Here is a 24,957-nt window from a genome sequence, read left to right on the forward strand (position 1 = left end):
CGTTGAGCTCGTAGGAGGTTGTTGGCGGTGTTGTCGTGCGTCGAGGTTCGCCGATCCGCTGGAGGACTTCGTTTGTTCGTTCGTCCCCTGGCCGCGTCGCGTTGGAGCGCGCGGCTGGGGTACGAACGGGTGGCGGAGCTGCTGGCGGCGATTCGTCAGGCGGAGTCGTGCACCGTGCCGGACGTGGAACTGCGGTACGTGCCCGACCAGCGCACCGGCGAGGCGGTGCTGGCGTGCGAGACGGGGTCCGTGCTGCTGGACGCCGACGAAGTGTGCGCGTTGCACGACACTCTCCGCGCGCACATGCCGGACCGGATGCGTCCGCTGCCCGCCTAACCCAGTTTGCGCGCGAGCCATTCGGTGCGGGTTCGCCTCGCCGTGCTGGAAAGCCGTGCGTCCGGGTAGAGCGCGTCGAAGCCGTGGAACCCGCCTGCCCACGTGTGCAGTTCGGCGTCTCCTCCTGCCGCCCAGATGCGGGTGGCGTAGTCGACGTCCTCGTCCCGGAACACCTCCGCGGTCCCGGTGTCGATGTACGTGGACGGCAACCCGGACAGGTCGTCGGCCAGAGCCGGTGACACGTAACGGGGAACGTCCGCGAGATCGCCGAGCACCGACCGCCAGCCGAACTCGTTCATCTCGCGCGTCCACACCGCGGGGTCGCCGGAGTACTGCGCGCTGGACGTGGTGTTGTTGCGGTGGTCGAGCATCGGGCAGATCAGCACCTGGGCCGCGATCTCCGGTCCGTCCAGGTCACGGGCCATCAACGTGACTCCGGCGGCCAGACCGCCGCCGGCGCTGATGCCCGCCACGACGACCTTGCCGATGCCGAGCGACTCCGCGTTCTCGACCGTCCACAACAGACCTCGGTAGCAGTCCTCGACGAGCGTCGCGCCGGTCACCTCCGGTGCGAGGCGGTGTTCCACGGTGACCACGACGACGCCGAGTTCTGCCAGCCACTCCAGGGGAATGTCGATCTGCGAGAACCGGTCGCCCATCACCATGCCGCCGCCGTGGATCCAGTAGACGCACGGTGCGGGTTCGGTGAGTTCCTTGGGACGGAAGACGGTCAGCGTGATCTCGCCGAGCGTCACGTCGTGCCGTTCGGCGTCGGTTTTGAACGGCGGCGACGGCATCTGCCGGATCTGCTGGACCAACTCGTAGGTGAGCTCGGTCCCCAACGGCATGCCGGCGAGCAGCGTGCGCAGCTCGGGGTCGAGGGCGGGGCGGGCCATCAGAACGCCGCCTTGCCACCGACGGGCAGCTCGGCGGAGTACGTGGACTCGCCGGCCAGCAGGGTCTGGAGGTTCGCGACGAGCGCCTGCGCCTCCTCGGTGGCGAAGAACGCGCTGTGCGCCTCGGCCGTCGTCCAGCCCTCGGTCACGTGGACGACGTCCGGGTCGGTGGTCGAGCGGCCGACCAGGAAGACCACGCAGTCGTCGTTGGTCAGCGACGGCGCGTCGAGCAGGAACTCGATCACCTCGTCGCGCTTGCCGGGCTGTGCGGTCAGGGTGGCGTGGAAGCCGTGCTCGACGCTCATCTGTTCCTACCTTCTGTTCGTTTCGCTGTTCTGGCGATGGACTCATCAGATCAGCTTGAACAGGGTCGACAGGAGATCGATGCTGCCGCGCTCTTGCCCAATCCTGTCGAACTAGCTGATCGGCGCGGGAGAGTTCGCCTCGGGGACCAGAACGGCGGGGGTGCCGGTGCCGTCCGCCGGCACCGCCCACACGTCGTTCAGGCCGTCGTCGCGCTGGATGCCGTACGCGACGGTCCTGTCGTCGACCCAGGCCGGTTGGTCGTCGACGCTGCGGGTCTCGGCGAGCTCGGTGATCCTGCGAGACGTCAGATCGAGCACGGACACCCGCCAGCCCTTCTGCGGGTCGCCGTCGACGGCCTTCTTGTAGGCGATCCGGGTGCCGTCCGGGGACAGCGACGGGCACTCGACGTTGTCCGCGTCGGTCAGCGGGCGGACCTTGCGCGCCGCGAAGTCGCCTTCGAGCAGGTAGCGGTGGCCGCCGGTGGACATGGTGGCGTAGAAGCGGTTGTCGTCGGCGGTGAACGTGACGCCCCAGTAGTTCGTGTCGACCGGCCGTTGGGGCAGGCCCTCGACCGTGAACTCCTCCAGGGACGTGACCAGCGCGCCGGTCTTGGTGTCGAGGATGCCTGTGCTCGTGGAGAACCCGTTGGCGGCGTAGGAATGCCCGTCGACGAACAGCGTCCACGCCACCATCCGGCCGCTGGCCGACACCCGTGTGCGGTTCGGGAAACCGGTCAGTGGAACCGTTTTGAGTTCCTTGAGGTCGTTGTCGAGCACGGCGAGTTCGCTGGCCTTCAGAGCTCCGGCCGGGCGCAGGCAGGAGATCGTGCCCGCGGCCGAGTACACGCGGTCGCAGCGCTGTTCGGTGACCTCGCGCGAACCGGCGGGGTCGGTGCGGGACACCGTGGAGAGCTTGCCGTTGCTCAGGACCATCAACCGCGGCCCGGCGCCGGTCGGAACCGAGTGCGCGGCGCCGTCCGGAGTGGCACCGGACAGCGCGGTGTAGCCGACGGCGACGCCGCCGAGCAGGACGGCGGCGGTCAGGGTGATCAGCAAACGCTTGTTCATGAGCGGCGTCCCAGCAGTGCGGCGGTGGCGATCAGGGCGCAGACCACCGCGCCGGCGGCGATCCTGGTGGCGGCCTCGGGGCTCCAGAACTGCCAGGCGAGGCCGAACAGCACGGACGAGCCGAGGTAGGCGAGCGCCTGTCCACTTTGGATCAGCGCGATGCCGGTGGTGCGCAGGCGTTCCGGCAGGACCGGGCCGGCGAGCGCCATCAGCACGCCGTCCGTGCAGGCGTAGAAGACGCCGTAGAGCAGCACGACCAGCACGAGGAGCGGCCAGCCGCCCAGAGGCCCGTGCAGCAACAGGTAGACGACGGTCAGCGCGCCGTACCCGGCCAGCATGACCTTGAGCCTGCCGACGCGGTCGGCGAGCGCGCCCAGCGGAGCCGCGAGCAGCAGGTAGACCAGGCTCGTGCCCACCGCGAGCAGCGGGAACCAGCCGAACGCCAGTCCTTCGCGCTTCTGCAGCAACAGGTACACGAACCCGTCGCCGATGGTGACCAGGCCGAGCAACGACGCGGCCAGCACGATCTTCCGCACGGCCGGGTCCTTGAGCAGGGACAACTTGAGAGGTTCCCTGCGCCGCACGGGCTCCGGCCGGTCCCGCACGTAGAGCACGAGGACCAGCACGCCGAACGCGGCGACGCAGAAGCTGGTGACGAACACGGCGTCGAACGACTGGGCGGAGGCCGCGAGCACGGCCATCGCGACCAGCGGCCCGGCGAACGCGCCGATGCCGTCCATCGCCCGGTGCACGCCGAACGCGCGCCCGAGGTCACCGCTCGGTGTGGAGAGGGTGATCAACGCGTCGCGCGGTGCGGTCCGCAGACCCTTGCCCGCGCGGTCGGCGGTGATCACGAAACCCAGCGCGGTCAGGGAGTTGCCCGCCGCCAGGAGTCCGAGTTTGGCCACCGCGGAGAGGCCGTAACCGAAGCCCGCGACGGCTTTGCGCTTGTTGGTCCGGTCGGCGAGATAGCCGCCGGCGAGTCTGAGGAGCGTGGTGGCGCCGGTGTAGACGCCGTCGATCAGCCCGTACGCGGCCGGACTGAGCTGAAGGCCGATGACGAGGTACAGCGGCAGGATCGCGGCCACCATCTCCGACGAGACGTCGGTGATGAGGCTGACCGTGCCGAGCGCGAAGACGTTGCCGCTCAGCCCTTTCCAGTTCGCTGACTTCGGTTTGTCGATCGTGGACAGGTACATCATCGGCCTCCAGCGGTCCGTCAGTGACAGTTGGTGGTGCCGCTGTCGGTGTAGGTCTTGCCCGCGACCGGAACGAACTGCCAGTCGAAGCTGTCGCTGTGCAAGGTCAGCTTCAGCACGCCCTGGGTGCCGGTGTTGCGGGCCTCGCTGTTCGGCTGGATCGTGCCGAAGCCGTAAGCGCCCGCGCCGCCCATGCCCGCGACGAACGATCGGATGCCACGCGAGTTGTCCAGTCCGCCGCTGGGGTTCTGCGGGGCGAACCGCTCGTACTGGTGGTTGTGCCCGGTGACGACGACGTCCGCGTTGTAGTCGTACAGCGCCTGGAACAACGGCCTGGTGGCCGTCGAGGGCGCGTGGTTGGCGCCGCTGGTGAACAGCGGGTGGTGCCAGTACGCCGCGGTGCACGGCTTCGTGCTCGCCGCCAGGTCCTGGCGCAGCCACTGCTCCTGCGCGCTGCCCGCCGACATGCTGACGTTGGAGTTCAGCGACACGATGTGCCAGTTGCCGAGGTCGTAGGAGTAGTAACCCCGGTTCGACGGCCCGGCCAGCGCACCGAAGTAGTTGTAGTAACCGGTGGCGCCACTGGTGTTGTAGTCGTGGTTGCCGGGCGACGGCTTGGTGCGCGCCTTGTGCCGGCCCCACGTGGGCTCGTAGTAGTTGGCGAACTCCGAGGCGGTGCCGTTGTTGTAGACGTTGTCGCCCGTGGTCCAGACCGTGCCCTGGATGTTGTCCAGCAGCGCGGCCGTCGCGGTGTCACCGGAACCGGAGTCGGCGATGTCGCCGGCGCCGACCCAGACCGGGTCGCCGGGAGGCGGCGTCGTGCCGTCGGTGACGACGAGCTGAGGTGCGGTCGACCCGCTCTCGCGCGAGTCGTAGTCGGCGCCGTCCGTGCTGCCGGAGGTGATGCCGATGCTGTAGGTGCCGTTGCCCGTGACGTAGCTGGTGACGTCGACCTCGTACCAGGCGTTGCGCGCGACCGAGCCGAGAGAACCGAGCGTGGCGCCGTCGATCGCGGGCTGGTTGGCCCAGGTCACCGCGGTCTCGGTCCAGCTGACGGTGGACATCGCCCGGAACGTGCCGCCGTTCGGGCTTTCCGCGCCCGAGACGTCGTCGGTGTGGATGCGCAGCTTGGCGTTGCTGACGCCGCTGGTGATCCCGGAGACCGTGAACTTGAGGAACGACCGCTTGACCGGCGAGTTGTCGATGCCGAGCTGGCCGGACGTGCCGTAGTTCGTGCCGGTCGACCCGTTGTCGACGTAGGTGTCGGCGACGGGGGTGAACGTGGTCGTGGCAGCGTGAGCTGCGGTGGAGGCGGTGAGTGTGGCCGCCGTGACGATGACGCTGGAGAGCACGGCTAGGGGAGCCCTGCGACGTGACATGCCTGTCCTTGTGGTGGTGGGCGGACATGGGCCGTCGCGAAGAGTAGGGCTCAAATGAGCCGCACGCGGTGATCGTTTGGCGGCTACTTGGTGAACTGCCGGAAAATCCCCCTCAGGGGTGGCTGCGGCACGGAGGTATTTCCGTTCCGGGGAAGTGCTCAGTACAGGTATGGGAGTCGAGGTCCACGACCCTCGCTGGCTCGCCGCCGTGCCGGGAGCCGAGCTCGTGGTCGCGCTGGACGAGGTGGGCGGGCACGCCGCCGTCGGGCACCGGGTGACGGTGTTGATCGATCTAGTGCCGGACAACGTGTTCCTGTTGCGAGGCCTGGCCGCCGAAGCCGTGGGGGAGGGCGCCCGCAAGGTGCGCGTGCGGCCGTACGGCGTCGATCGGGTCGACCTGGTCTATGCGGCCGTGGAGCTGAACCGGGTCGCCGAGGACGCCGCCGTCGAGGTCCAGTTCGACGTCACGTCCGCCGCCCTGCTGCGAGCGGACCCCGCGGCGTTCGTGCGGGTCGATCCGCTCGTGGTCACGGCCGACGGGACGGTCGTGCCGATCTGCGCGGGCCTGGAGCGGTACGCGCTAGGTTCGCTGGGCGAGTCGCTCGACGACCTGGTGGCCGCGTGGGATCCCGAGCCCGTCCGCGACCTGTGCCGGATGGCGCTGACCCGCGCGCTGGCCGACACCGGGCCGCTTGTGTCCTGGTACGAGCACCTCACCCGGACAGCAGCCGGGATGCGGGCCGGGTGTTGATCACGGTGTCCGGGTCGACACCGCACTCCTCCGCCCGCGCGCAGCCGTAGTTCAGCCAGTCCAGCTGGCCGGGTGCGTGCGCGTCGCTGTCGATGGAGAACGTGCATCCGGCGTCGACGGCCAGTGACAGCAGCCTGCGCGGGGGATCGAGCCGTTCCGGCCGTGCGTTGATCTCGACCGCGGTGCCGTGCTCGGCGCAGGCCTCGAAGACCTTCTCCGCGTCGAACTGGGACTCGGGGCGGCCCTTGCCGACGACCAGCCGGCCCGTGCAGTGGCCGAGGATGTCGACATGCGGGTTCCTGACGGCGTTCACCATCCGGCGCGTCATCTCGGCTCGCGGCATCTTCAGTTTCGAGTGGACGCTCGCCACCACGACGTCGAGCCGTGCCAGCAGGTCCTCGTCCTGGTCGAGCGAGCCGTCGTCGAGGATGTCGACCTCGATGCCGGTGAGGATCACGAACGGCGCCAGGCCGGCGTTCAGCTCGGCGACCACCTCGAGCTGCTTCTCCAGTCGTTCCCTGCTCAGTCCATTCGCGACGGTCAGGCGCGGTGAGTGGTCCGTCAGCACCATGAACTCGTGGCCGAGATCGCGGGCCGCCTCGGCCATGTCCCTGATCGGGCTGCCGCCGTCGGACCAGTCGGAGTGGACGTGGCAGTCGCCCTTCAGCTTCGCCCGCAGCTCCTCGCCACCGGTGATGTCGACGTGCCGCAGCTTCGCCAGATAGGCGGGCTCGCGGTTCGCCAGCGCGTCCGCGACGACACCGGCCGTCGACTTGCCGACGCCCTTGAGATCGGTGAGCGTGCCGAGCTTCGCGCGTTTCTCGACGTCGGCGGGGTCCAGCTCGGCGAGGACGGCGGCCGCGTTGCGGAACGCCTGGACGCGGTAGGTCGGCTCGCCGGCTCGTTCCAGGTGGAAGGCCACCTGCTTCAACGCCTTGACCGGATCCATACCTCTTCCTACCTCATCCGGAACCATCACGCGGTTTTTGTTGTTGGAGCCCTGCCGATCAACCATGATGGCCGCCATGTCCCCACGTCCGGCCGGTGCGCCACCGGCGACCGGAGCCGGTTCCCGGCGAAAGCGGAGCAAGGGCGACCTGACCTCGCAGGCCATTCTCGACACCGCCGAGCACCTGCTCGAGACGCGGGCGCTCGACGACATCGCCGTCGACGAACTGACCTCCGGCGCGGGAATCTCCCGTTCCACGTTCTACTTCCACTACGAGTCGCGCGAGGCCGTGCTGTACGCGCTGTCCGAACGGGTCGCGGAAGACCTGTACGACTCGGCGGCGCTGTGGCTGCGGCGGGGCAGCGAACCGCCGGAGGACTCGATCCGGCGCGCGATCGCGGGCACGGTCGCGTTGTGGCGGGCGCACGGTCCAGTGCTGCGCGCGGCGGTGCGTGCGCGGGACACGAGCGAACTGATGCGCGGGTTCTGGTCCGGGGTGGCGCGGCGGTTCGTGGACTCGACGGCGCAGCAGATCGAGATCGAGCGGGAGGCCGGGATCGCGGTGCTGGGACCGCCGACCGCGCGTGCCCTCGCCACCGTGCTGGTCACGATGAACGAGTCCATGTGTTACAGCCTCTCGCTCTCGCGGAGGTCGGCGGCGCGCGACCGCGAGGTCGTCGAGACGCTGACCGCGGTGTGGCTGCGTTCGGTGTACGGGGTTCCCCAGTAGATAAGCCGCGTTCGTTGTTTCTCGACACCGTGTCGAATAATTTCGCCGCCATGGAACTCGTGCCCTTGGGCGTCATGACCGCGCAGCTGCGAAAGCCTTTGAGGTTGCCGAAAACGCCTGTCGGCGATCGTCTCATCTACGAGGTCGAGTCGGGAACGTTCTCCGGCGATCGGATTTCCGGTGTCCTGCACGGCTCGTCGAGCGCGGACTGGCTGACCATCGGCCCGGACGGCACCGCGACCCTCGACGTGCGCTCCGTGCTGCGCACCCACGACGACGCGTTGGTGTATTTGCACTACTCAGGGCGGGTTGACGTCTCGAATGGCTTCGGCGCACCGCTGTACGCCGCCCCGTTGTTCGAGACCGGCGACGACCGCTACCGCTGGTTGAACCGCGTGCAGGCCGTCGCGAAGGGCGTTCTGGACGGTCTCGTGCTGACCTACGAGGTGTGCGAGGTGCGGTGAATTTCACCCGACCTTCGGGGGTGTCGATCGGGTCGTCCACTGCGGAAGCGTTCTGTCGCTGGCCGACGATCGTGAGGGGTACGCGGTGAGGAAGCGTTGGGGTGCGGCGGCTTTGGTCGCTCCGCTGTTCATGTCACTGGTGGGAACGGCTCAGGCGGCGCCGGGTCCGTTGGACGAGTACTACGGCCAGACGGTCGCCTGGGCCGAGTGCCCGGCCGGGTGGGTCACGCCTTCGACGGGGGTCGAGTGCGCCACGGTCGTCGTGCCGATGGACTACAAGAACCCGGGCAACGGCAACCTGGAAATCGCCATCTCGCGCAAGAAGGCCACCGATCCCGCACGCCGCAGAGGCGTGCTGATGACGAATCCCGGTGGCCCCGGCGGTTCCGGTTTGGGCGCCGTGCACTGGTTCAACGCCCAGACCGACATGTTGAAGATCTACGACGTCATCGGCATGGACCCGCGCGGTGTCGGCCGGTCGACGCAGATCCGTTGCATCTCGACGTCGTCCGACGACGAGTTCCCTTCGCGCCCAACGGATTCGCAGCTCGCGAACTGGTCGGACTACGCCCGCGCCGTCGAGGAGAACTGCCAGCGCGGCGGCGGTGAGATGCGCCGGTTCATCTCGACCATGAACACCGCCCGCGACATGGACGTCATCCGCGGAGCCATGGGGGAGAAGAAGATCTCCTACGTCGGCTACTCCTACGGCACGCAGCTCGGCGCCGTCTACGGCTCGATGTTCCCCAAGTTCCTCGACCGCAGCGTGCTCGACTCCGCGCTGGACCCGCTGAAGACGTGGCACGAGCAGGACGTCGACGTCGTGGACGCGATCACCGACAACCTCAAGAAGTGGACGGAGTGGACCGCCGCCCGCAACGGCACCTACGGCCTCGGCACCACGCCCGCCGCGGTGCGCGCCGAGCTCGACAAGATCGCGGAGAAGCTGAAGACGGCCCCGTACGGCGGCTACTCCGACGTGACCTCCTTCGACTACGCCGTCGGCGCCACCCGTTACCGCCGTTCCTGGGCCGCGTTCTCCCGCCACATCGCCTCGATCAAGGCGGGCGTCGCCGACCCCGCCGAGGCGTCCGCGATCGTCGCGGCGCTGAAGAAGGGCGACATCGAACCGACCTCGGCCGGCACCTTCCAGGCCGTGGTGTGCGAGTGGGACTGGTTCAGCGACGTCAACACCTACTACAACGACATGAAGCGCTGGCGCGACACCAACCCGTACGGCGGCACCGTCGACTACATGGCGCCGACCAACTGCACGTTCCGCGCCTTCCAGCGCCCGGAGAAGATCCCGGCCATCACCCGCAAGTACCCGGCCGGACTCGTGGTGAACTCCGACGGCGACACCCAGACCCCGCTGGCCAACGGCCGCGTCATGGCGGAGCACCTCGGCCAGCCGCTGATCAGCGTCTCCAACGACGGCCAGCACGGCCACTACGCGTTGCGCCGCAACGCCTGCGTCGACGCGCTGGTCAACAAGTACCTGGTGTCCGGCATCCTGCCGGCCTCGCGGGTGACGTGTGCCGGCACGGACATCGCGGAGACCGTGCCTCCGGGCGCGGCGGCTTCACTGGGCGCGCAGTCGGCCCGGCCGTTGAGCGACGTCCTGGGCGAGATCGCGGCGGAGACGAAGCCGTTCTGACCGCCTGAACGATCTTGTCGGACCTGCTGAGTACGTTATGACGCAGGGGTTCCCAGCTCGGGGGGACCCCTGCGTCAGCGTTGCTGCATCGCGTCCAGCACGCGGGCGAGCTCCAGCCGTGACGAGACGTGCAGCTTCGCGTAGATCCGCGACAGGTACACCTCGATCGTGCGCGGGCTGTAGTGCAGGGCCCCCGCGATGTCCCGGTTGCGCATTCCCTGCTGCACCAGCCGGGCCACGTTCTCCTCGGCCTCGGTGAGCAGGCCCGGTGCCTTCGACCGCGCGCGAGGCACCTTGGCGCCGAGCGCCCGCAACCGAGTGCCCGCCTGGCGCCGCAACCCGTGCGCGCCCAGGCGTTGGAACGCCGTGTAGGCCTCGACCAGCATCGGCGCCTCGTCGTCGGAGACCTCGCCCAGCGCGAGCTGCGCGCGTGCCTTCTCGAACTCCAGGCCGCCCAGCGCGGCCTCGGACACCGCCTCCCGCAACGATTCCACGTCCCGGTGCACGATCCCGGTGACGCGGCGCAGCGTGGTGCGCGACCACGGTGACACCCGAGTGGCGGACACGTCGGACAGCCGGGCCAGGGCCTTCTCCGCCGCCCCCGGGCGGCCGCGTTCCAGGTCGAGCTCGATCATCCGCGCCACCAGGACGCACGAGTAGGCGGCTTCCAGGCCGATGCCGACGTTGCCGTCCAGCAACGCGTACGCCTCATCGGCCTCGCCCCGCGCGATCAGGTACTCGGCCAGCGCCACCGCGTGCAGGCGCGAGATGTTCACGGACTGCGGCGCGGGCAACGAGGCGAGCCGCGCGGCGACGTCGAGCTCGCCGCGCCAGGTGCGGATGGACAGTTCGATCGCCTGCAGCACCCCGAGTGCCTGGTCGGCCTGCGCGGCCTCGACGTCGGGCAGCCAGCGGCCGATGCCGTCGAGCGCCGCGTCCCAGCGGCCGCCGAGCCAGTCCAGCGCGACCCGCGAGGCGGCTCGTTCGGCGCGGAAGCCGTGGGAGCCGACCTGGTCGAGGAGGTCCTCCGCCCGGCGGACGCGCCAGGACGCGTCGTGCACGAGACCGGCCAGCGCGGAGATCGAGGCGCAGACGGAGAGCGCCTGGAGTTCGAGCATCGGCTGGCCGTCGCTGTACGCCAGCGCGCGGTTCGCGTACTCGACGGTGCGATCGTGCTGGAACAGCAACGAGGTGAGCATCGCGAGGTGCTCGAAGACGATCACGCCCTCGGCCGGCGAGCTGATCGGCAGCGCTTCGATGCGGGCCACTTCGGAGACGGCGTCGTCGTGGCGGTTGTTGTAGACGAGGAGCACGGCGCGTTGGGCTTCCAACGACGCAGGTGCGTCTCCGCGCGTGACTTCGACGTCTGCCAATGCCATGGCTTCTGCCGTGCGACCGACCGAGAAGAGCGACGAGATCACGGCGGTGGCGACGCGCGTGCGTTCGGAGCCTGGTTGGAGGGACTCCAAGGCGGCGAGACCAGGGTCGATCGCCAGAGCCGGGCGGGAGGCGCGCGCCAGGACACGGCATTGCAGCGCCAGCAGTTCGGCACGTTCAGGGGCGTTGCGCGGCAACAACTGCAGAGCCTTGAAGCACAGCGCGGCAGCGGTTTCGGGTGCGGACGCACGGGCATGAGCCGCGGCCTCGGCGAGCACACCGACGGCCACCCGGTCGCCGGGAGCGGCGGACTCGGCGAGGTGCCAGGCGAGTTGGAGGAGGTCCACGGGCAGGCCCTGCGCGCGGTCGTCCAGCAGCCGCGCCGAGATCAACGAGTGCAGGTGACGGCGTTGCGCCGGGCCGACCTCGTGGTAGAGCGCCTCGCCGACGAGAGCGTGCGAGAAGCGGTAGCCGTTGTCGTCGTGCACCACGATGTGCATGCGCAGCAACTCGTCGAACGCCGCGACGACCGTCTCCTCGGGCAGCGATGACACCCGTGCCAGCAACGAGATCTGGTCGAGCCGCACGCGCCGGAACACCGACACCGCCCGTGCGACGAGCCGCGTGTCGTTCTCCAGCGGGGCGACACGACGCAGCAACGCCTCGCGCCGGGTCAGCCGGATCGCGCCCGGCGACACCGCGAGCCGGGCACGGTTGCCGTCGACCGTCACCAGGTCGAGCTCCCGCAGCGAGCGCGCGATCTCCGTGACGAAGAACGGGTTGCCGTCGGACCGTTGCCGGACCTCGCGGGCGAGCCCCTCGTCCACGGAGGTCTGCAGGACGACCTCGACGATGCGCGCGACGTCCGCGCCCGACAGCGGGGCCAGATCGAGGCGCACGACCTCCGCGTACGGCTCGACGCGGTCCAGCAGAACCGCGTCGGCGGACCGGCTCGCGGTGACCAGCACGAGCGGCGCGGAGGACAGGCGCCGCAGCACCAGCGTCAGCAGGGCGAGGGAGTCGTCGTCGACGTGGTCGAGGTCGTCGATCAGCAACGCCGCGGGACGAGTCGCGGTGAGCTCGGTGAGCAGCCGCACCACCCGGTCGCACGCGCGCCCGAACCACGCCCCGGAATCCTCGTCGCCCGAGATCTCCAACGCCGCCAGGGCGTCCGCGCGGGTCGTGTCCGGCGGCAGCGACCGGATCAGCGCCGCCACCGCGCCGTACGGGATGCGCTTGCCCAGCACGTCCGACGCCGACGTCAGGACCCCGCACCGCCGCTCCCGCAGCCGTCGCGCGATCTCCGCGAGCAACGACGTCTTGCCGATCCCCGGCTCGCCGCTGACCTGGACCACGACGAGCCCGGTCGCGGGCGCCTGGTCGACCCGGTCGAGCACGGCGCGCAGTTCCGGCTCGCGGCCCACGAGCGGCGTGGCGCGCGGTGGAGTGTCGGCGATGACGGCCTCCCGGCGGACTTCGGCTGCTCCGAAGTCTTCCACGCCGCTTTCCGCAGCGGATCAGTCACTCCAGGTGCACGTCACCGTCCTGAGCGCGTTAGCCGATGAGGGTTCCCTACTGACCCGTGGTTCCGCCGGGTGATGCCCTTGAGACCACCGCCGCCCGCCCAGGAGGATCAATGCCGATCCAGGGAACATGCGCCCCGCAGTTCGCAGAGGTGCGCACCGAGTTCGAACGCAACTTCGCCGAACGCGGCGAGGTCGGGGCCTCCGTGCACGTGACGCTCGACGGCGAGCCCGTCGTGGACCTCTGGGGCGGTGTCGCCGATCCTGCCACCGGCCGCCTCTGGTCCGAGGAGACCATCGTCCACGTGTGGTCGTGCACCAAGGCCGCCACCGCGCTGTGCGCGCACATCCTGGCCTCGCGCGGTGAGCTGGACCTGAACGCGCCGGTCGTGAAGTACTGGCCTGAGTACGGCGCGAACGGCAAGGACGCGACTCTCGTCCGGCACGTGCTGGCGCACCAGGCCGGCCTGCCCGCCGTCACCACCCCGCTTCCCGCGGGCGCCTTCTACGACTGGGACCTGATCACCTCGACGCTCGCCGCGCAGCAGCCGTTGTGGGAACCGGGCACGCGGCACGGCTACCACGGCCTGACGTTCGGCTTCCTCGTCGGCGAGATCGTCCGCCGCGTCACGGGCCTGTCGCTCGGCCGGGTCTTCGAGAAGGAGGTCTCGGGCCCGCTCGGCCTGGACTTCTGGATGGGCCTGCCGGAGGACCTCGAACCGCACGTCGCCCACACCATCCCGGTCGATCCCACCCAGCCGGGGATCCTGCTGCCGTCGCTGTTCGTCACCGCCCTGACCCTGCCGGAGTCGGTGCCGGGCCTGATGTTGCTCAACAACGGCGGCTACATGGCTCCCGGCGAGTCCGACTCCCGCCAGGCCCACACCGCCGAGATGGGCGCGATCGGCGGCATCTCGAACGCCCGCGGCCTCGCCGGCATGTACCGGCCGCTCGCTCTCCACGGTGCCTACAACGGCGTCCGCCTGGTCGAGGAGTACCAGATCCCGCAGATGTCGAACGTGGCCGTCGCCGGACTGGACGAGGTCGTCCTGGTGCCGACGCGGTTCGCGCTCGGGTTCCAGAAGGCCACCGACAACACCCACCTGCCGCCGAACGACCGCGAGGGCCTGCTGATGTCCGAGGAGGCCTTCGGGCACAACGGGATGGGCGGCTCGCTCGGGTTCGCCGACCCCGGAGCGCGGATCTCGTTCGGCTACGCGATGAACCGGCAGGGCCCTGGCCTGGGCGTCAACGAGCGCGGCCAGTCCCTCGTGGACGCCGTCTACCGCGCGCTCGGTCACCGGCGGACCGGCGGTGGCACCTGGTTCCGCTAACCGGGCGGAACGACGCGGCCGAGCCGTTTGCGCACACCGTCCTGCTGGTAGCGCGCGACGGTCTCGGCCAGCTGCTCGCAGGCGCGCTCGATGGACCTGCGGGCCTCGTTGCGCTCGCTGGTGATGGCGCTCAGGATCAGCCCGGTCAGCGCCACCGACCCGTTGAACGCCTGCAGCACGATCATCGTCGTCAGCAGCCCGGCGTCGGAGAACTGCCCGGAGGCCGCGGACATCACCGCGGCCACCGAGATGATCGCGGCGCACGGTGCGGCGATGGCGTGCTGGAACCGGAGCGCCGCCCAGATCAGCATCGGGAACACCAGGAACAGCAGCCGCAGTTCGGATGTCGTCACGTAGGCCGCGAGGACCGCCGTGACCACGAGCAGCGCGACGGCCTCCGCGAGCCTGCCGCGAGAGACGTTCCCGCGGCCGGGCAGGGTGACCAGCAACGGCGTGAAGATCAGCACGCCCATGGCGTCGCCGGTCCACCACACCGCCAGCACGGCGGGCACCTCGCTCCACGGCACGACGCCGTCGATCTTCAACGCCGCCGCGCCGACCAGCGCGCTGACGAGCATCGCCCCGAGCGCGCCGGCGAACACGAGCAGCATCGCGTCCTTCAGGCGGTTCAGCGCGGGCCGGAACCCGAAGCGCGTCAGCAGGTACCACGCGGTCAGCGGCGCGAGCGTGTTGCCCACGGTGATCATCGCGATCGCGACGGGTCCCGCGCCGAGGGTGAGGTTGGCGGACAGCGCGCCGAGCGCGATGCCGGGCCAGACCTTGCGGCCGGTCATCAGCAGCGCGGCCACGGAGATCCCCGTCGGCAGCCACAACGGGGTGACCTGCCCCTTGACCAGTGCCAGGACGAGGCCGACCTTCGCCGTCGCGTAGTAAGCGACCGCCACCAGGGCGATCGTGACCGCGGTGCGGAAAGTGGCGTTCACCGCCACATGCTGCACCGGCGCACACCCGATCGCCATACCGCGCGGCAGGCCGTACCCACCTGGCCCCACGGCGGATTCTTAGCTGTTGTGGAAGCCGCACTACAGCCCGTCACCACGACGTCGTGAGATGGAGGGCATGCGCACAGCCGAGGCGGCCGACGAGGTCCGCGTGGAGGACGGCGGACGCCGCGTGGTGGTCGTCGCAGGCCGCCTGCGCCTGCCGGTCTCCGCGGGCGTCACCGACGCGCAGGCGCTGACCCTCGCGAGAGCGGGCACGACGGCATGGCACCTCCTCCGCACGTGCGCGCACCTCAGGCCGGACGAGTCGATCGTGGTGCACGACGCCGCGAGCGAGGTCGGCGCGATCGCGGTGCAACTCGCCCGCAGCTTCGCGGCCGGCCAGGTCATCGCGACCGAGACGAGCCAGGCTCGCCGGCGCCGGGCCGTGAAGCTCGGCGCGGACGTCGCCGTCGACTCCGGTCGAGACGGGCTGGCACAGAGGGTGATCGAGGCGAACGAGGGCAAACAGGTCGACGTCGTGCTTGATCCCGGTGGCACCCTGGAGGCCTCGCTGGACGCGCTGGCGCCGTTCGGCAGGATCGTCTGCTATGGCGCTGACCAGGACGAATCCATCAAACTGACGGGGCTGCTCGGCGGCTCACGCGCGGTCATCGGGTTCCGCTTCGAACACACCCTCGACCGGCCCGACATGATCGCGAGGGCTGTCAGTGAGCTGTTCGGGTTGACCTCGGCTGGGCGATTGCGTCCGATGGCAGACAGCTAGTACTCGTTGGTAACAAGCCGCTTAAGGGGACCCATGAGGACCGTGTTCACGACCTGCCCGCTCTGCGAAGCGACGTGCGGGCTGGAGCTGACGGTCGAGGGAGACCGCATCACGAAGGTCCGCGGCGACCGCGAGGACGAGTTCAGCCGCGGCTTCCTCTGCCCCAAGGGCGCCTCGCTCGGCACGCTCGACGCCGACCCGGACCGCCTGAGCACCCCGCTGATCAAGCGCGACGGCGAGTTCCAGGAAGCGACCTGGGAGGAGGCCTTCGCGTACGTCGACGAACGCCTGAAGGACTTCCCCGACCGCAATTCCGTCGCGATGTACCTCGGCAACCCGGTCGTCCACTCGCTCGCCGGCGGCCTCTACGCCGGACCACTGCGCAAGGCCCTGGGCAGCCGCAACGTCTTCACCGCCAGCACCGTCGACCAGATGCCCAAGCACGTCCAGTGCGGCCACATGTACGGCAGCGTCTTCTCGATCCCGGTGCCCGACATCGACCGCACCGACTTCATGCTGGTCCTGGGCGCGGACCCGTTCTCGTCCAACGGCAGCCTGTGGACGGTCCCCGACGTGCCGGGCCGGTTCAGGGACCTGCGGAAACGCGGCGGCGCGTTCGTCGTCGTCGATCCGCGCCGCAGCCGCACCGCGCAGGCCGCCGACCAGCACGTCGTGATCCGGCCGGGCACCGACGTGTTCCTGCTGCTGGCGTTGATCCACGAGCTGTTCGCGCAGGACCTGGTCGATCTCAAGGACCTCGCCGGACACGTCACCGACCACACCGCGATCCGCGCGCACGTCGAGGCGTTCAGCCCGGACGCCGTCGCCGAACGCACCGGCATCGACGCCGACACGATCCGTGCGCTGGCAAGGCTGTTGGCTGAAGCCGAACGCGCCGCGGTCTACGGCCGGATCGGCACGACGACCGTCGAGTTCGGCACGGTCGCGTCCTGGGCGGTCGACACGCTCAACGTCCTCACCGGCAACCTCGACCGGCCCGGTGGCGTGATGTGGCCGCTGCCCGCGCACAGCAGGCGTGGAACGGGCAGCGGCAAGGGTTTCGGCATCGGCCGCTGGCACAGCCGGGTCAAGGGACACCCCGAGGTCATGGGGGAGTACCCGGCCGTGACGATGGTCGACGAGATCGAGACGCCCGGCGAGGGCCAGGTGCGGGCGCTGTTCACGATCGGCGGCAACCCCGCGCTGTCGCTGCCGAACTCGGCCCGGGTGAACGACGCGCTGTCCTCATTGGACTTCATGGTCAGCGTCGACCCGTACCTCAACGAGACGACGAGGCACGCGGACGTCATCCTGCCGACGCCGCCGCCGTCCCGCCGCGACCACTACGACATCGCGTTCCTCAACAACTCGGTGCGCAACGTCGCGAAGTACTCGCGCGCCGCGATCCCGTTGGAGGAGGGCAGGGTCGACGAGACGGACATCTTCTTCCGGCTCGCGACGATCCTGGGCGGACTGGGCCCGGTGGCGGATCTCGACGCCATCGCCGCGTTCCAGCTGGCCGACCTGAAGAAGAAGGCCGGCGCCGACTTCGAACCCGAGGGCGAGACGCGCGAGGAACGCCTGCTGGACCTCAAACTCCGCACCGGCGCGTACGGGGTGTCGCTGCGGCAACTGCTCGACCACCCGCACGGCATCGACCTCGGCCCGCTCACCTCGCGCCTGCCAGAGATCCTGCGCACGCCGTCCGGGAAGGTCGAACTGACCCCGCGGCCGATCATGGACGACCTGCCGCGCGTCCGGGAGGCCCTGGGAGCCCGCGAGACCGAACTGGTGCTCGTCGGCCGCAGGCACCTGCGCACCAACAACTCCTGGATGCACAACGTGCCCGCGCTGGTGAAGGGCAAGCCGTTGTGCACGCTGCTGGTCAATCCCGGCGACGCGGACCGGCTCGGGCTGCAAGACGGCAGGTCCGCCCAGGTGACCTCGCGCGTCGGCAAGATCGAGGTGCTGGTCGAGGTCACCGCCGACATCGCGCCCGGCGTCGTCTCGATGCCGCACGGCTGGGGCCACGATCAGCCCGGCACGCGGCTCACCGTCGCAAGTGAGCACGCCGGCGTGAACGTCAACCTCCTCACCGACGACCTCCGCATCGACCCGCTCTCGGGCACCGCCGTGCTGAACGGCACCCGCGTGCAGGTCGTGCCCGCCTGAAGCCCTTTCCGTTTGAAACACTCAGTGCGTCTAGGAGCCGCCATGACCGCCGGTGTCACCATCCCGAACGCGGTGCAGACCATCCGCCGGATAGCCGACCTGCCGTTCCTCGCGGAGCAGGCGTACGGCGACGCGGTGGCGTGGCGGTTCAAGCAGGACGGACAGTGGCGCGAGCAGACCTACGCCGAGATCTCCGAACTGGTGCTGGACCTCGCGTCCGGGTTCGTCCACGCCGGACTGGAGGCGGGCGACCGGGTCTGCGTGCTCGCGAACACCCGTCCGGAGTGGACGGCGGTCGAACTGGCCGTGCTCGCGGCGGGCGGCATCATCGTGCCGATCTACCCGTCGAGCACGTCCGAGGAGATCGCCTGGGTGGTCGGCGACTCCGGCGCGTCGATCGTGGTGGCGGAGAACGAGGAGCAGTGCGTCAAGGTCGAGGTCGTCGGCACCGAACTGCCCGAACTGCGCTCGGTGTTCTCGATCGACCCCGCCGGCGACCGGCCGAGGATCGCGGATCTGCAGGACACCGGGCGCACCTCGCCGCTGGCCGACGTGCTGGACGCCCGCCGCGCCGCGATCAGGCCGGAGGACCCGAGTCTGATCATCTACACCTCGGGCACCACCGGCCCGCCCAAGGGCTGCGTTCTCACCAACGCGAACTGGGTCGCACTTTGTCGTGTCGCGGAAGAAGCCCGCATCGACGCGATGACCGGAACCGTTTACCTGTTCCTGCCGCTCGCGCACGTCTTCGCCCAGATCATCATGTTCGGAACGATGTACCGCGGCGGTGCGCTGGCCTACTTCGGCGGCGACATGAAGGCGATCGTGCCGGAACTGGCCGAGGTCCGGCCGACGTTCCTGCCTTCGGTGCCGCGCATTTTCGAGAAGATCTACACGTTCGTCACGTCGAACGTGCCCCCGGAGCAGCTCGCGCAGGCCGTGACGCTCGGTCTGGAAGTGCGGCGCAGGCGTTCGGCGGGTGAATCGGTACCGCCGGAAATGGCGGCGGCCTTCGACCAGGTCGACGCGCTGTTCGCCAACGTGCGCGCGGTGTTCGGCGGCCGGCTCGTGCAGGCGCTGTCCGGCGCCGCGCCGATCTCGCGTGAGGTGCTGCAGTTCTTCCACGCGGCCGGCGTGCCGGTGCTGGAGGGCTACGGCATGACCGAGTCCACGGCCGTGGGCACCATCAACACGCTCGGCCGCTTCAAGCTCGGTTCGGTCGGCGCGTCCGGCGTGGCGGGCCTGGAGATGTCGCTGGGGGAGGACGGCGAACTGCTGATGCGCGGCCCGCACGTCTTCGCGGGCTACTGGCGCAACGACGAGGCCACCGCCGAGACGCTGCGGGACGGCTGGCTGCACACCGGTGACCTGGGCGAGATCGACGCGGACGGCTTCGTGACGATCACCGGCCGCAAGAAGGACATCATCATCACCGCGGGCGGCAAGAACATCGCGCCCGCGAACGTGGAGAACGTGCTGCGCCAGTCCCGCTGGATCTCGCACGCCGTCCTGTTCGGCGACCGCAAGCCGTACTGTGTGGCGCTGATCACACTCGATGCGGACGAGATCGTGCCGTGGGCGACGGCGCGTGGACTTCCGTCCGACGTCGAATCATTGGTGGGTCACCCGGACGTGCGAACTCTCGTGCAGGAAGTTGTCGACGAAACCAACTCGCACTTCGCCAGTGTTTCCCAGGTGAAGAAGTTCGTGCTGCTCACCAGGGACCTGTCGCAGGAGGAAGGGGAGCTCACCCCGACGTTGAAGGTCAAACGCAACGTTGTACATCGCCTTCACTCTGGGTTGTACGAAGGGCTCTACGAGTAACCCGTACGTACGAGAAATCCAAAAACAGGTACATCCACCCTGGCGGAATTCTTCCGCTCAGGGCAGAGTGGGACACCAAGCGGCGCTAGGCCCCCTCCCCCCTCGGGCCCAGCCGCTTCGCGGCCCCGGCTCAGGCGTACTCCCCCCAGACGCCCTGCCGGGGCCGCCTTGCTTCCAGTGCCGTGGCTCCCTTTCGGGCCACGGCACTTTTCATTTCCGAGGGGGCGTGGTGGTGCCGCGCACGATCAGTTGCGTCTCCGCCACGATCTGCGGCACCTCGGTGTTGTCCGAGTCCAGCCAGTCGAGCAGGAGGTTCACGGCGGTGCGGCCGGCCTGCGCCACCGGCATTGCCACCGTTGTCAACGCGGGCGAGCACAGCGCGGCGTACGTGAGATCGTCGAACCCGGTCACCGACACGTCACCGGGCACGGAGATGCCGCGATCCCGCAGCCGTGCCAGCACGCCCAGCGCCATGATGTCGTTGTAGGCCACGATCGCCGTCGTGTCGGCCGCCACGGCCAGATCGGCCGCCTGCAGACCGCCCTCGTAGCGCGGCGCGAACGGGCCGAGGTCGACCAGGTCCACCTTGTGCTGTGCGACCGCCTTCATCAGCCCGCGGCGACGCTCCTGGTTGGACCACGAGGTGCGAGGCCCGTTGAGGTAAGCGATCCGGTGGTGTCCCAATGCGACGAGGTGGTCGATGACGGCGTGCATCCCGCCCGCCGAGTCCATCAACGCGGCGGGCACGCCGGGCAGGCGCCGGTTCAGCAGCACCAGCGACGTCGCACCGGCCACCTCGTAGACCTGGGAGTCCTCCAGGCCCGGTGCGCACAGCACGACGCCGTCGACCTGCTTCGCCATCGCGTGCACGAGCTTCGCCTCGGCGACCGGGTCCTCGTCGCTGTCCGCCACGAACACCGCGTAGTCGGCCTGCATCGCCCGCGCCTGCACGGCCTTGAGCACGCCCGTGAAGAACGGGTTGTCGAGGTCGGGCACGACGATGCCGATGTTGCCCGTCTTGCCCGTGATGAGCCCGCGGGCAGCCCGGTTGGGCTGGTAGCCGAGCTCGGTCGCGGCAGCCAGCACACGCGATCTGGTCTCCGGGCGCACGAGCTCGGGAGACGTCAGCGCACGCGAAACGGTGGCCACCGATACGTGCGCCCTGCGAGCCACGTCGCGGATGGTGACTGCCACGGATACCTCACCCTCAACTGCCGGTTGAAACAATCATGACGGGTCAGGTGTCAAGCAGGGTCCTTGAGTCTCGTCACGAGCTGGGTCGGGTTCACAAACCTAAGCGCGACCACCAGCAACACCAACATCGACCCCGTGTAGATCACCGCCATCGAGTCGACCATCTGCTGTGGCCGGATGCCCGCTGACGACATGGCCTCGTACAGCGACACGACCAGGGTCTGGCTGGTCGGGCCCGCCGTGAGGAACGTCAGCTCGAACATGCCGACCGTCCTCACCAGCACCAGGATCGACGCCGCGAGGACGCCCGGCACGAGCAGCGGCGCCAGCACGCGGGTGAAGATCGCGAACGTCGAGGCGCCGCACATCCGCGCCGCCGACTCGATCTTCGTGTCGATCTGCTCGATGAACGGCGTCATCGTCAGCACGACGAACGGCACGGCCGGCACGAGGTTCGCCGCGATCACGCCGGCCATGCTGCCCGCCAGGTGGAACTTGTACAGCACCGTCGCGAGCGGGATGCCGTACGTCATCGGCGGCATCAGGATCGGCAGCAGGAACAGCACGTTGAGCAACTTCTTGCCGGGGAAGTTGCGTCGTGCCAGCGCGTAGGCCGTGGGAACTCCGATGAGGACGGAGACGACCACGACCGAAAGCGCGACCTGGAACGTCACGACCAGCACGTCCAGCAGCCGGTAGTCGCGCCACGCCTCGCCGTACCACTTGCCCGTGTAGCCGTCGGGCAGCCAGGTGCCGAACCACGTCTCCGCGAACGAGTTCGTGACGACCGCGCCGACGATGCCGGCCAGGTTGAGCATGAAGAAGATCAACGCACCCCAGGTCAGCCACACGACGGGCCGAGCGGTGAGCCTCATCCCTTGCCTCCCGTCGCGCCGCGGTACAGGGACGTGCGCCAGATCAGCACCACGCCGATCACGATCAGCATCACCAGCGCCATCAGCATCGCGATCGCCGAGCCCAGCGCGAAGTCGTTGTCCCGCAACGCCGTCTCGTACGCGGCGATCGACATCACGTGCGTCTCGCCGACCGGATCACCGACCATGACCGCGCTCGGGAACACGCTGAACGCCAGCACGAACGACAGGCAGAACGTGACGGCGAGCCCCGGTGCCAGCAACGGCATGGTGATCGTCCGGAACCGCTGCCGCCTTGACGCGCCCAGCGTCGCCGCGGCCTGTTCCAGCGTCGGGTCGATGCCGGAGAGGTACGACAGCGTCAGCAGGAACGCGAACGGGAACCCGGTGATGACCAGGCTGAACAGCACACCCCAGTAGTTGTGGGTGAGCTTCGCCGGTTCGTCCGCGCCCAGCGCCGTCCAGATGCGGTTGAACCACCCGGCGGGCCCGAAGAACGCGAGCAGTCCTTCTGCCGTCAGCACGGTGCCGAGCGTGATCGGGACGACCAGCACCGTCGTGAGCGCCCGCTTGCCCCGGAACCGCCCGCGCATCCGGAACGCGATCGGGATGGACGCCAGCACGTTGAACAACGCCGCGGGCAGCCCCAGCCGCAGCGTGATCCAGACGGTCTCCGCCAGGTAGGGGTCGGAGAAGAAGGTGATGTAGTTCTGGAACGGGCTGCCGCCGCCCTTGGGCTGGAACGACAGCTGCAACCCGTACAGGAACGGGTAGACGAACAGCAGCACCACGAAGACCGCGCCCGGCACCAGCAGCCACAGCACGCGGTCGACGCCCTTCTCGGCGAGCCGGTGCTTCAGCGAGGCCCTCTCCAACAGGGCCGTCACGAGAACACCAGCACGCGTTCGACGGGAACCGTCAGCATGATCGTGTCGCCGGGCGCCAGCCGCGAGTTCGTGCGGACGTGCAACGGCGAACCGTCGCGCAGCCGGGCCTCCACCGCCTGCTCCCGCCCGTGGTACTCGACGATCTCGACCACCGCTTCGAGCCTGTTCTCCCCGGATTCCCCGACGGTGAAGTCCTCTGGCCGCACCGCCGCCACGGCCTCCAGCCCGAGCTCCTCCCGATTGACGCCGACGAGCTTCACTCCGTCTCCGGTGTGGACGGTCGTGCGTTCGCCGTCCTGGGAGGCGACGGTCACCGGGATCATGTTGCGGTAGCCCATGAACCCGGCGACGTACCGGTTCACCGGGTGCGCGTAGACCTCCTCCGGTGAGCCGACCTGCTGCACCTCGCCCAGCCGCAGGACCACGAGCCGGTCGGCGAGGGCCAGCGCCTCCTCCTGGTCGTGCGTGACGTAGACGGTGGTGAGCCCGAGCGACTGGTGCAGCCGCCGGATCTCCGTGCGCATCTCCAGCCGCAGCGCCGCGTCCAGATTGGACAGCGGTTCGTCCATCAGCACCAGTGGCGGTTCCAGCACGATCGCGCGGGCGATCGCCACCCGTTGCTGCTGCCCGCCGGAAAGCTGGGCCGGGAACTTGTGCTGGTGCTCCTCCAGTTGCACGAGTCGCACGGCCTCGTCCACCCGCCGGTTCAGCTCGGCCTTGGGAGTCCTGCGCATGGACAGCCCGAACGCGATGTTGCGCCGCACCGACATGTGCGGGAACAGCGCGTAGTTCTGGAACACCATGCCGAACCCGCGCTTCTCCGGCGGCAGGTCGTCGATCCGCTTGCCGTCCAGCGTGATCCGCCCGCCGGTGAGCGGCAGCAGGCCCGCCAGGCAGTTCAGCGCCGTCGACTTCCCGCACCCGGACGGCCCGAGCAGGGCGACGAACTCGCCGCCCTTGATCGTGAGATCCATGCCCTGCAGGGCGACGGTGTCACCGAACGCCCGCCGCACGTGGTCCAGGTGCAGTTCGGCGAACCTCACTTCTTGCCGATCTCTCGGTCCCACCGCTGGAACGCCTTCACCTGAGCCGTGGCCGGCAGCGACTGCTCCTTCGGGTTCTCCTCGATCAACCTGTCGTACTCGGCGCGGCCGAACTTCGCGATGGCCTCCTGTGACTCCTTCGGCGCCATGTCCAGCGTGACGCCCTTGACCGCGGGACCGGGGTAGAAGTAGCCCTTGTCGTAGGCCTTGGCCTGCTGCCGCGGCTCCAGCATGAACTTGATCAGCGCCAGGTTCGCCGACAGCACGTCCGCCGAGACGCCCTTGGGGATCACGGCGTAGTGCGCGTCGGTGACCCAGTGGAAGTCCTTGAACGTCGCGATCTTCATGCCCTCCGGCACCGAACCGAGCACGCGCGGGTTGATGTCCCAGCCGGTGGTCGAGGCGACCATCCACGAAGTGCCGTTCGCGAGGTTCTTCATGACGTCGGTCGTGCCGCCGGGGTAGTTGTCGACGTACTGGCCGAGGTCCTTCAGGTACGCCCAGGTTTTGTCCCAGCCGTTCTCCGGGTCCTTGGGATCTTTGTCCCCCAACAGGTACGGCAGTCCCATGAGGAACGTCCTGCCGGGACCGGAGTTCGCTGGCCGCGCGTACTGGAACTTGCCGGGGTGCGCCTTCGCCCACTCCAGCAACTCGGCAGGAGACGACGGGGGAGTCGGTACCTTCGCCGGGTCGTACTCGAGCAGCGGGCCCGCCGGGTAGTAGGTGATCGCGACGCCCTGGTTCTGCGCCAGCTTCTGCATCTCGTTGGCGGCAGGAAGGTACACGTCTTCGAGCTTCGGGAGCTTCGCCGAATATTCGGGGAGCACGGTGTGGACGAGTTTCTGCTCGATGACGCTTGCCAGGCCATCGGTTCCGGTAAGCACCAGATGGGTCTGCGAGGTGCCCGAGTTCTGCTCGGCCTTCAGCTTGCCCGGCATGTCCGGCGCCGTCGCCTTGGTGGCGTTCACCTTCGACACGACGTCGGGATGCGCCTTGACGAAATCGTCGATCATGCCCTGCGTGAGCTGCAGGTTGCCGGCGACGTCGAGCACGTTCAGCTCGACCGGTTTCGACGGCTTGTCCGGGACGGAGGAGGGCGCGTCCTGCGCCTGGGGGACTTCCGGCGCACCACACGCCGTGACGAGCAGGAAGGCGGGGATGACGAGCCGCAACTTCATTGTCCAGCGCATCTCATGGCTCCCTAACTGACTCTGGACCTGGCGCGCGAAAACGTTTACGGTTTTTCTGTAACACTCGTACACCCGC

General features: G+C 69.1%; 22 protein-coding genes. 9 read left to right on the forward strand and 13 right to left on the reverse strand.

The annotated features are described in order from the left end of the window. The first annotated feature begins 72 nt into the window (after nucleotides 1-72). The gene (locus ACIRG5_RS39240; protein ID WP_319978761.1) at nucleotides 73-336 is read left to right on the forward strand and encodes a hypothetical protein; all 264 of its coding nucleotides are present in this window, start codon (nucleotides 73-75) and stop codon (nucleotides 334-336) included. On the opposite strand, the gene ACIRG5_RS39245 is transcribed toward ACIRG5_RS39240, so the two are convergent. The 5 genes from ACIRG5_RS39245 to ACIRG5_RS39265 form a co-directional block, all read right to left on the reverse strand. Beyond that, nucleotides 333-1,232: an alpha/beta hydrolase gene (locus ACIRG5_RS39245; protein WP_402914738.1), complete on the reverse strand. Its 900-nt coding sequence runs from the start codon at nucleotides 1,230-1,232 to the stop codon at nucleotides 333-335. The genes ACIRG5_RS39240 and ACIRG5_RS39245 overlap by 4 nt on opposite strands. After that, nucleotides 1,232-1,537 (reverse strand): putative quinol monooxygenase, encoded by a 306-nt coding sequence (locus tag ACIRG5_RS39250; RefSeq protein ID WP_402914741.1) that lies wholly within the window; start codon nucleotides 1,535-1,537, stop codon nucleotides 1,232-1,234. The genes ACIRG5_RS39245 and ACIRG5_RS39250 overlap by 1 nt, the downstream gene beginning before the upstream one ends. Nucleotides 1,538-1,648: 111 nt before the next feature. Further along, nucleotides 1,649-2,605 (reverse strand): TolB family protein, encoded by a 957-nt coding sequence (locus ACIRG5_RS39255; RefSeq protein WP_402914743.1) that lies wholly within the window; start codon nucleotides 2,603-2,605, stop codon nucleotides 1,649-1,651. After that, nucleotides 2,602-3,804, reverse strand: a complete 1,203-nt coding sequence (locus tag ACIRG5_RS39260; protein ID WP_402915149.1) for an MFS transporter — start codon at nucleotides 3,802-3,804, stop codon at nucleotides 2,602-2,604. Before ACIRG5_RS39260 ends, ACIRG5_RS39255 begins: the two co-directional genes overlap by 4 nt. A 20-nt stretch (nucleotides 3,805-3,824) precedes the next feature. Then, nucleotides 3,825-5,183 (reverse strand): DNRLRE domain-containing protein, encoded by a 1,359-nt coding sequence (locus ACIRG5_RS39265; RefSeq protein WP_402914745.1) that lies wholly within the window; start codon nucleotides 5,181-5,183, stop codon nucleotides 3,825-3,827. 169 nt (nucleotides 5,184-5,352) lie between these two features. Between ACIRG5_RS39265 and ACIRG5_RS39270 the strand changes: the two genes are divergently transcribed. After that, the gene (locus tag ACIRG5_RS39270; protein ID WP_402914748.1) at nucleotides 5,353-5,934 is read left to right on the forward strand and encodes a hypothetical protein; all 582 of its coding nucleotides are present in this window, start codon (nucleotides 5,353-5,355) and stop codon (nucleotides 5,932-5,934) included. On the opposite strand, the gene ACIRG5_RS39275 is transcribed toward ACIRG5_RS39270, so the two are convergent. Then, the gene (locus ACIRG5_RS39275; RefSeq protein WP_402914751.1) at nucleotides 5,897-6,883 is read right to left on the reverse strand and encodes a PHP domain-containing protein; all 987 of its coding nucleotides are present in this window, start codon (nucleotides 6,881-6,883) and stop codon (nucleotides 5,897-5,899) included. The two genes, ACIRG5_RS39270 and ACIRG5_RS39275, sit on opposite strands and share 38 nt — an antisense overlap. A 76-nt stretch (nucleotides 6,884-6,959) precedes the next feature. Between ACIRG5_RS39275 and ACIRG5_RS39280 the strand changes: the two genes are divergently transcribed. The 3 genes from ACIRG5_RS39280 to ACIRG5_RS39290 all read left to right on the forward strand — a co-directional run bounded on the left by ACIRG5_RS39280 (nucleotide 6,960) and on the right by ACIRG5_RS39290 (nucleotide 9,734). Further along, nucleotides 6,960-7,613 carry a TetR/AcrR family transcriptional regulator gene (locus ACIRG5_RS39280; RefSeq protein WP_402914754.1) on the forward strand — a complete coding sequence of 218 codons (654 nt, stop codon included), beginning with the start codon at nucleotides 6,960-6,962 and terminating at the stop codon, nucleotides 7,611-7,613. A 50-nt stretch (nucleotides 7,614-7,663) separates the two neighbouring features. Next, a complete protein-coding gene (locus tag ACIRG5_RS39285) occupies nucleotides 7,664-8,077 on the forward strand; it encodes a DUF3237 domain-containing protein (RefSeq protein ID WP_402914757.1) in 414 nt (137 codons plus the stop codon). An 85-nt stretch (nucleotides 8,078-8,162) separates the two neighbouring features. After that, nucleotides 8,163-9,734 carry an alpha/beta fold hydrolase gene (locus tag ACIRG5_RS39290; protein WP_402914759.1) on the forward strand — a complete coding sequence of 524 codons (1,572 nt, stop codon included), beginning with the start codon at nucleotides 8,163-8,165 and terminating at the stop codon, nucleotides 9,732-9,734. 74 nt (nucleotides 9,735-9,808) lie between these two features. Here ACIRG5_RS39290 and ACIRG5_RS39295 read toward each other — a convergent pair whose 3' ends face one another. Continuing rightward, nucleotides 9,809-12,610, reverse strand: a complete 2,802-nt coding sequence (locus ACIRG5_RS39295) for an ATP-binding protein (protein ID WP_402914761.1) — start codon at nucleotides 12,608-12,610, stop codon at nucleotides 9,809-9,811. 137 nt (nucleotides 12,611-12,747) lie between these two features. Between ACIRG5_RS39295 and ACIRG5_RS39300 the strand changes: the two genes are divergently transcribed. Then, on the forward strand, nucleotides 12,748-13,968 hold the full coding sequence (locus ACIRG5_RS39300; protein WP_402914763.1) for a serine hydrolase domain-containing protein: 1,221 nt from the start codon (nucleotides 12,748-12,750) through the stop codon (nucleotides 13,966-13,968). Here ACIRG5_RS39300 and ACIRG5_RS39305 read toward each other — a convergent pair. Beyond that, on the reverse strand, nucleotides 13,965-14,912 hold the full coding sequence (locus ACIRG5_RS39305; RefSeq protein ID WP_402914766.1) for an MASE1 domain-containing protein: 948 nt from the start codon (nucleotides 14,910-14,912) through the stop codon (nucleotides 13,965-13,967). The two genes, ACIRG5_RS39300 and ACIRG5_RS39305, sit on opposite strands and share 4 nt — an antisense overlap. 136 nt (nucleotides 14,913-15,048) lie before the next feature. Between ACIRG5_RS39305 and ACIRG5_RS39310 the strand changes: the two genes are divergently transcribed. From ACIRG5_RS39310 to ACIRG5_RS39320, 3 genes are read left to right on the forward strand one after another with little or no spacing between them, the layout of a single operon-like run. Continuing rightward, the gene (locus ACIRG5_RS39310) at nucleotides 15,049-15,696 is read left to right on the forward strand and encodes a zinc-binding dehydrogenase (RefSeq protein WP_402914768.1); all 648 of its coding nucleotides are present in this window, start codon (nucleotides 15,049-15,051) and stop codon (nucleotides 15,694-15,696) included. Nucleotides 15,697-15,729: 33 nt separating this feature from the next. Next, nucleotides 15,730-17,868, forward strand: a complete 2,139-nt coding sequence (locus ACIRG5_RS39315; protein ID WP_402914771.1) for a molybdopterin oxidoreductase family protein — start codon at nucleotides 15,730-15,732, stop codon at nucleotides 17,866-17,868. 42 nt (nucleotides 17,869-17,910) lie between these two features. Beyond that, a complete protein-coding gene (locus tag ACIRG5_RS39320; RefSeq protein ID WP_402914774.1) occupies nucleotides 17,911-19,692 on the forward strand; it encodes an AMP-dependent synthetase/ligase in 1,782 nt (593 codons plus the stop codon). A gap of 210 nt (nucleotides 19,693-19,902) precedes the next feature. Here ACIRG5_RS39320 and ACIRG5_RS39325 read toward each other — a convergent pair whose 3' ends face one another. Genes ACIRG5_RS39325 through ACIRG5_RS39345 form a run of 5 tightly spaced genes read right to left on the reverse strand, consistent with a single transcriptional unit; the run spans nucleotide 19,903 to nucleotide 24,881 of the window. After that, nucleotides 19,903-20,886 carry a LacI family DNA-binding transcriptional regulator gene (locus ACIRG5_RS39325; protein ID WP_319978778.1) on the reverse strand — a complete coding sequence of 328 codons (984 nt, stop codon included), beginning with the start codon at nucleotides 20,884-20,886 and terminating at the stop codon, nucleotides 19,903-19,905. 50 nt (nucleotides 20,887-20,936) lie between these two features. Beyond that, nucleotides 20,937-21,761, reverse strand: coding sequence for an ABC transporter permease (locus ACIRG5_RS39330; RefSeq protein ID WP_402914777.1), 825 nt, complete (start codon nucleotides 21,759-21,761; stop codon nucleotides 20,937-20,939). Next, nucleotides 21,758-22,648: an ABC transporter permease gene (locus tag ACIRG5_RS39335; RefSeq protein WP_402914780.1), complete on the reverse strand. Its 891-nt coding sequence runs from the start codon at nucleotides 22,646-22,648 to the stop codon at nucleotides 21,758-21,760. Before ACIRG5_RS39335 ends, ACIRG5_RS39330 begins: the two co-directional genes overlap by 4 nt. Continuing rightward, entirely contained in the window at nucleotides 22,645-23,691 is a 1,047-nt protein-coding gene (locus ACIRG5_RS39340; RefSeq protein WP_402914782.1) for an ABC transporter ATP-binding protein, read from the reverse strand. The genes ACIRG5_RS39335 and ACIRG5_RS39340 overlap by 4 nt, the downstream gene beginning before the upstream one ends. Further along, a complete protein-coding gene (locus ACIRG5_RS39345; protein WP_402914785.1) occupies nucleotides 23,688-24,881 on the reverse strand; it encodes an extracellular solute-binding protein in 1,194 nt (397 codons plus the stop codon). Before ACIRG5_RS39345 ends, ACIRG5_RS39340 begins: the two co-directional genes overlap by 4 nt. Between the last annotated feature and the right edge of the window lie 76 nt (nucleotides 24,882-24,957).

Origin of the sequence: Lentzea sp. NPDC102401 (assembly GCF_044765805.1) — a bacterium.
GTDB lineage: Bacteria > Actinomycetota > Actinomycetes > Mycobacteriales > Pseudonocardiaceae > Lentzea > Lentzea sokolovensis.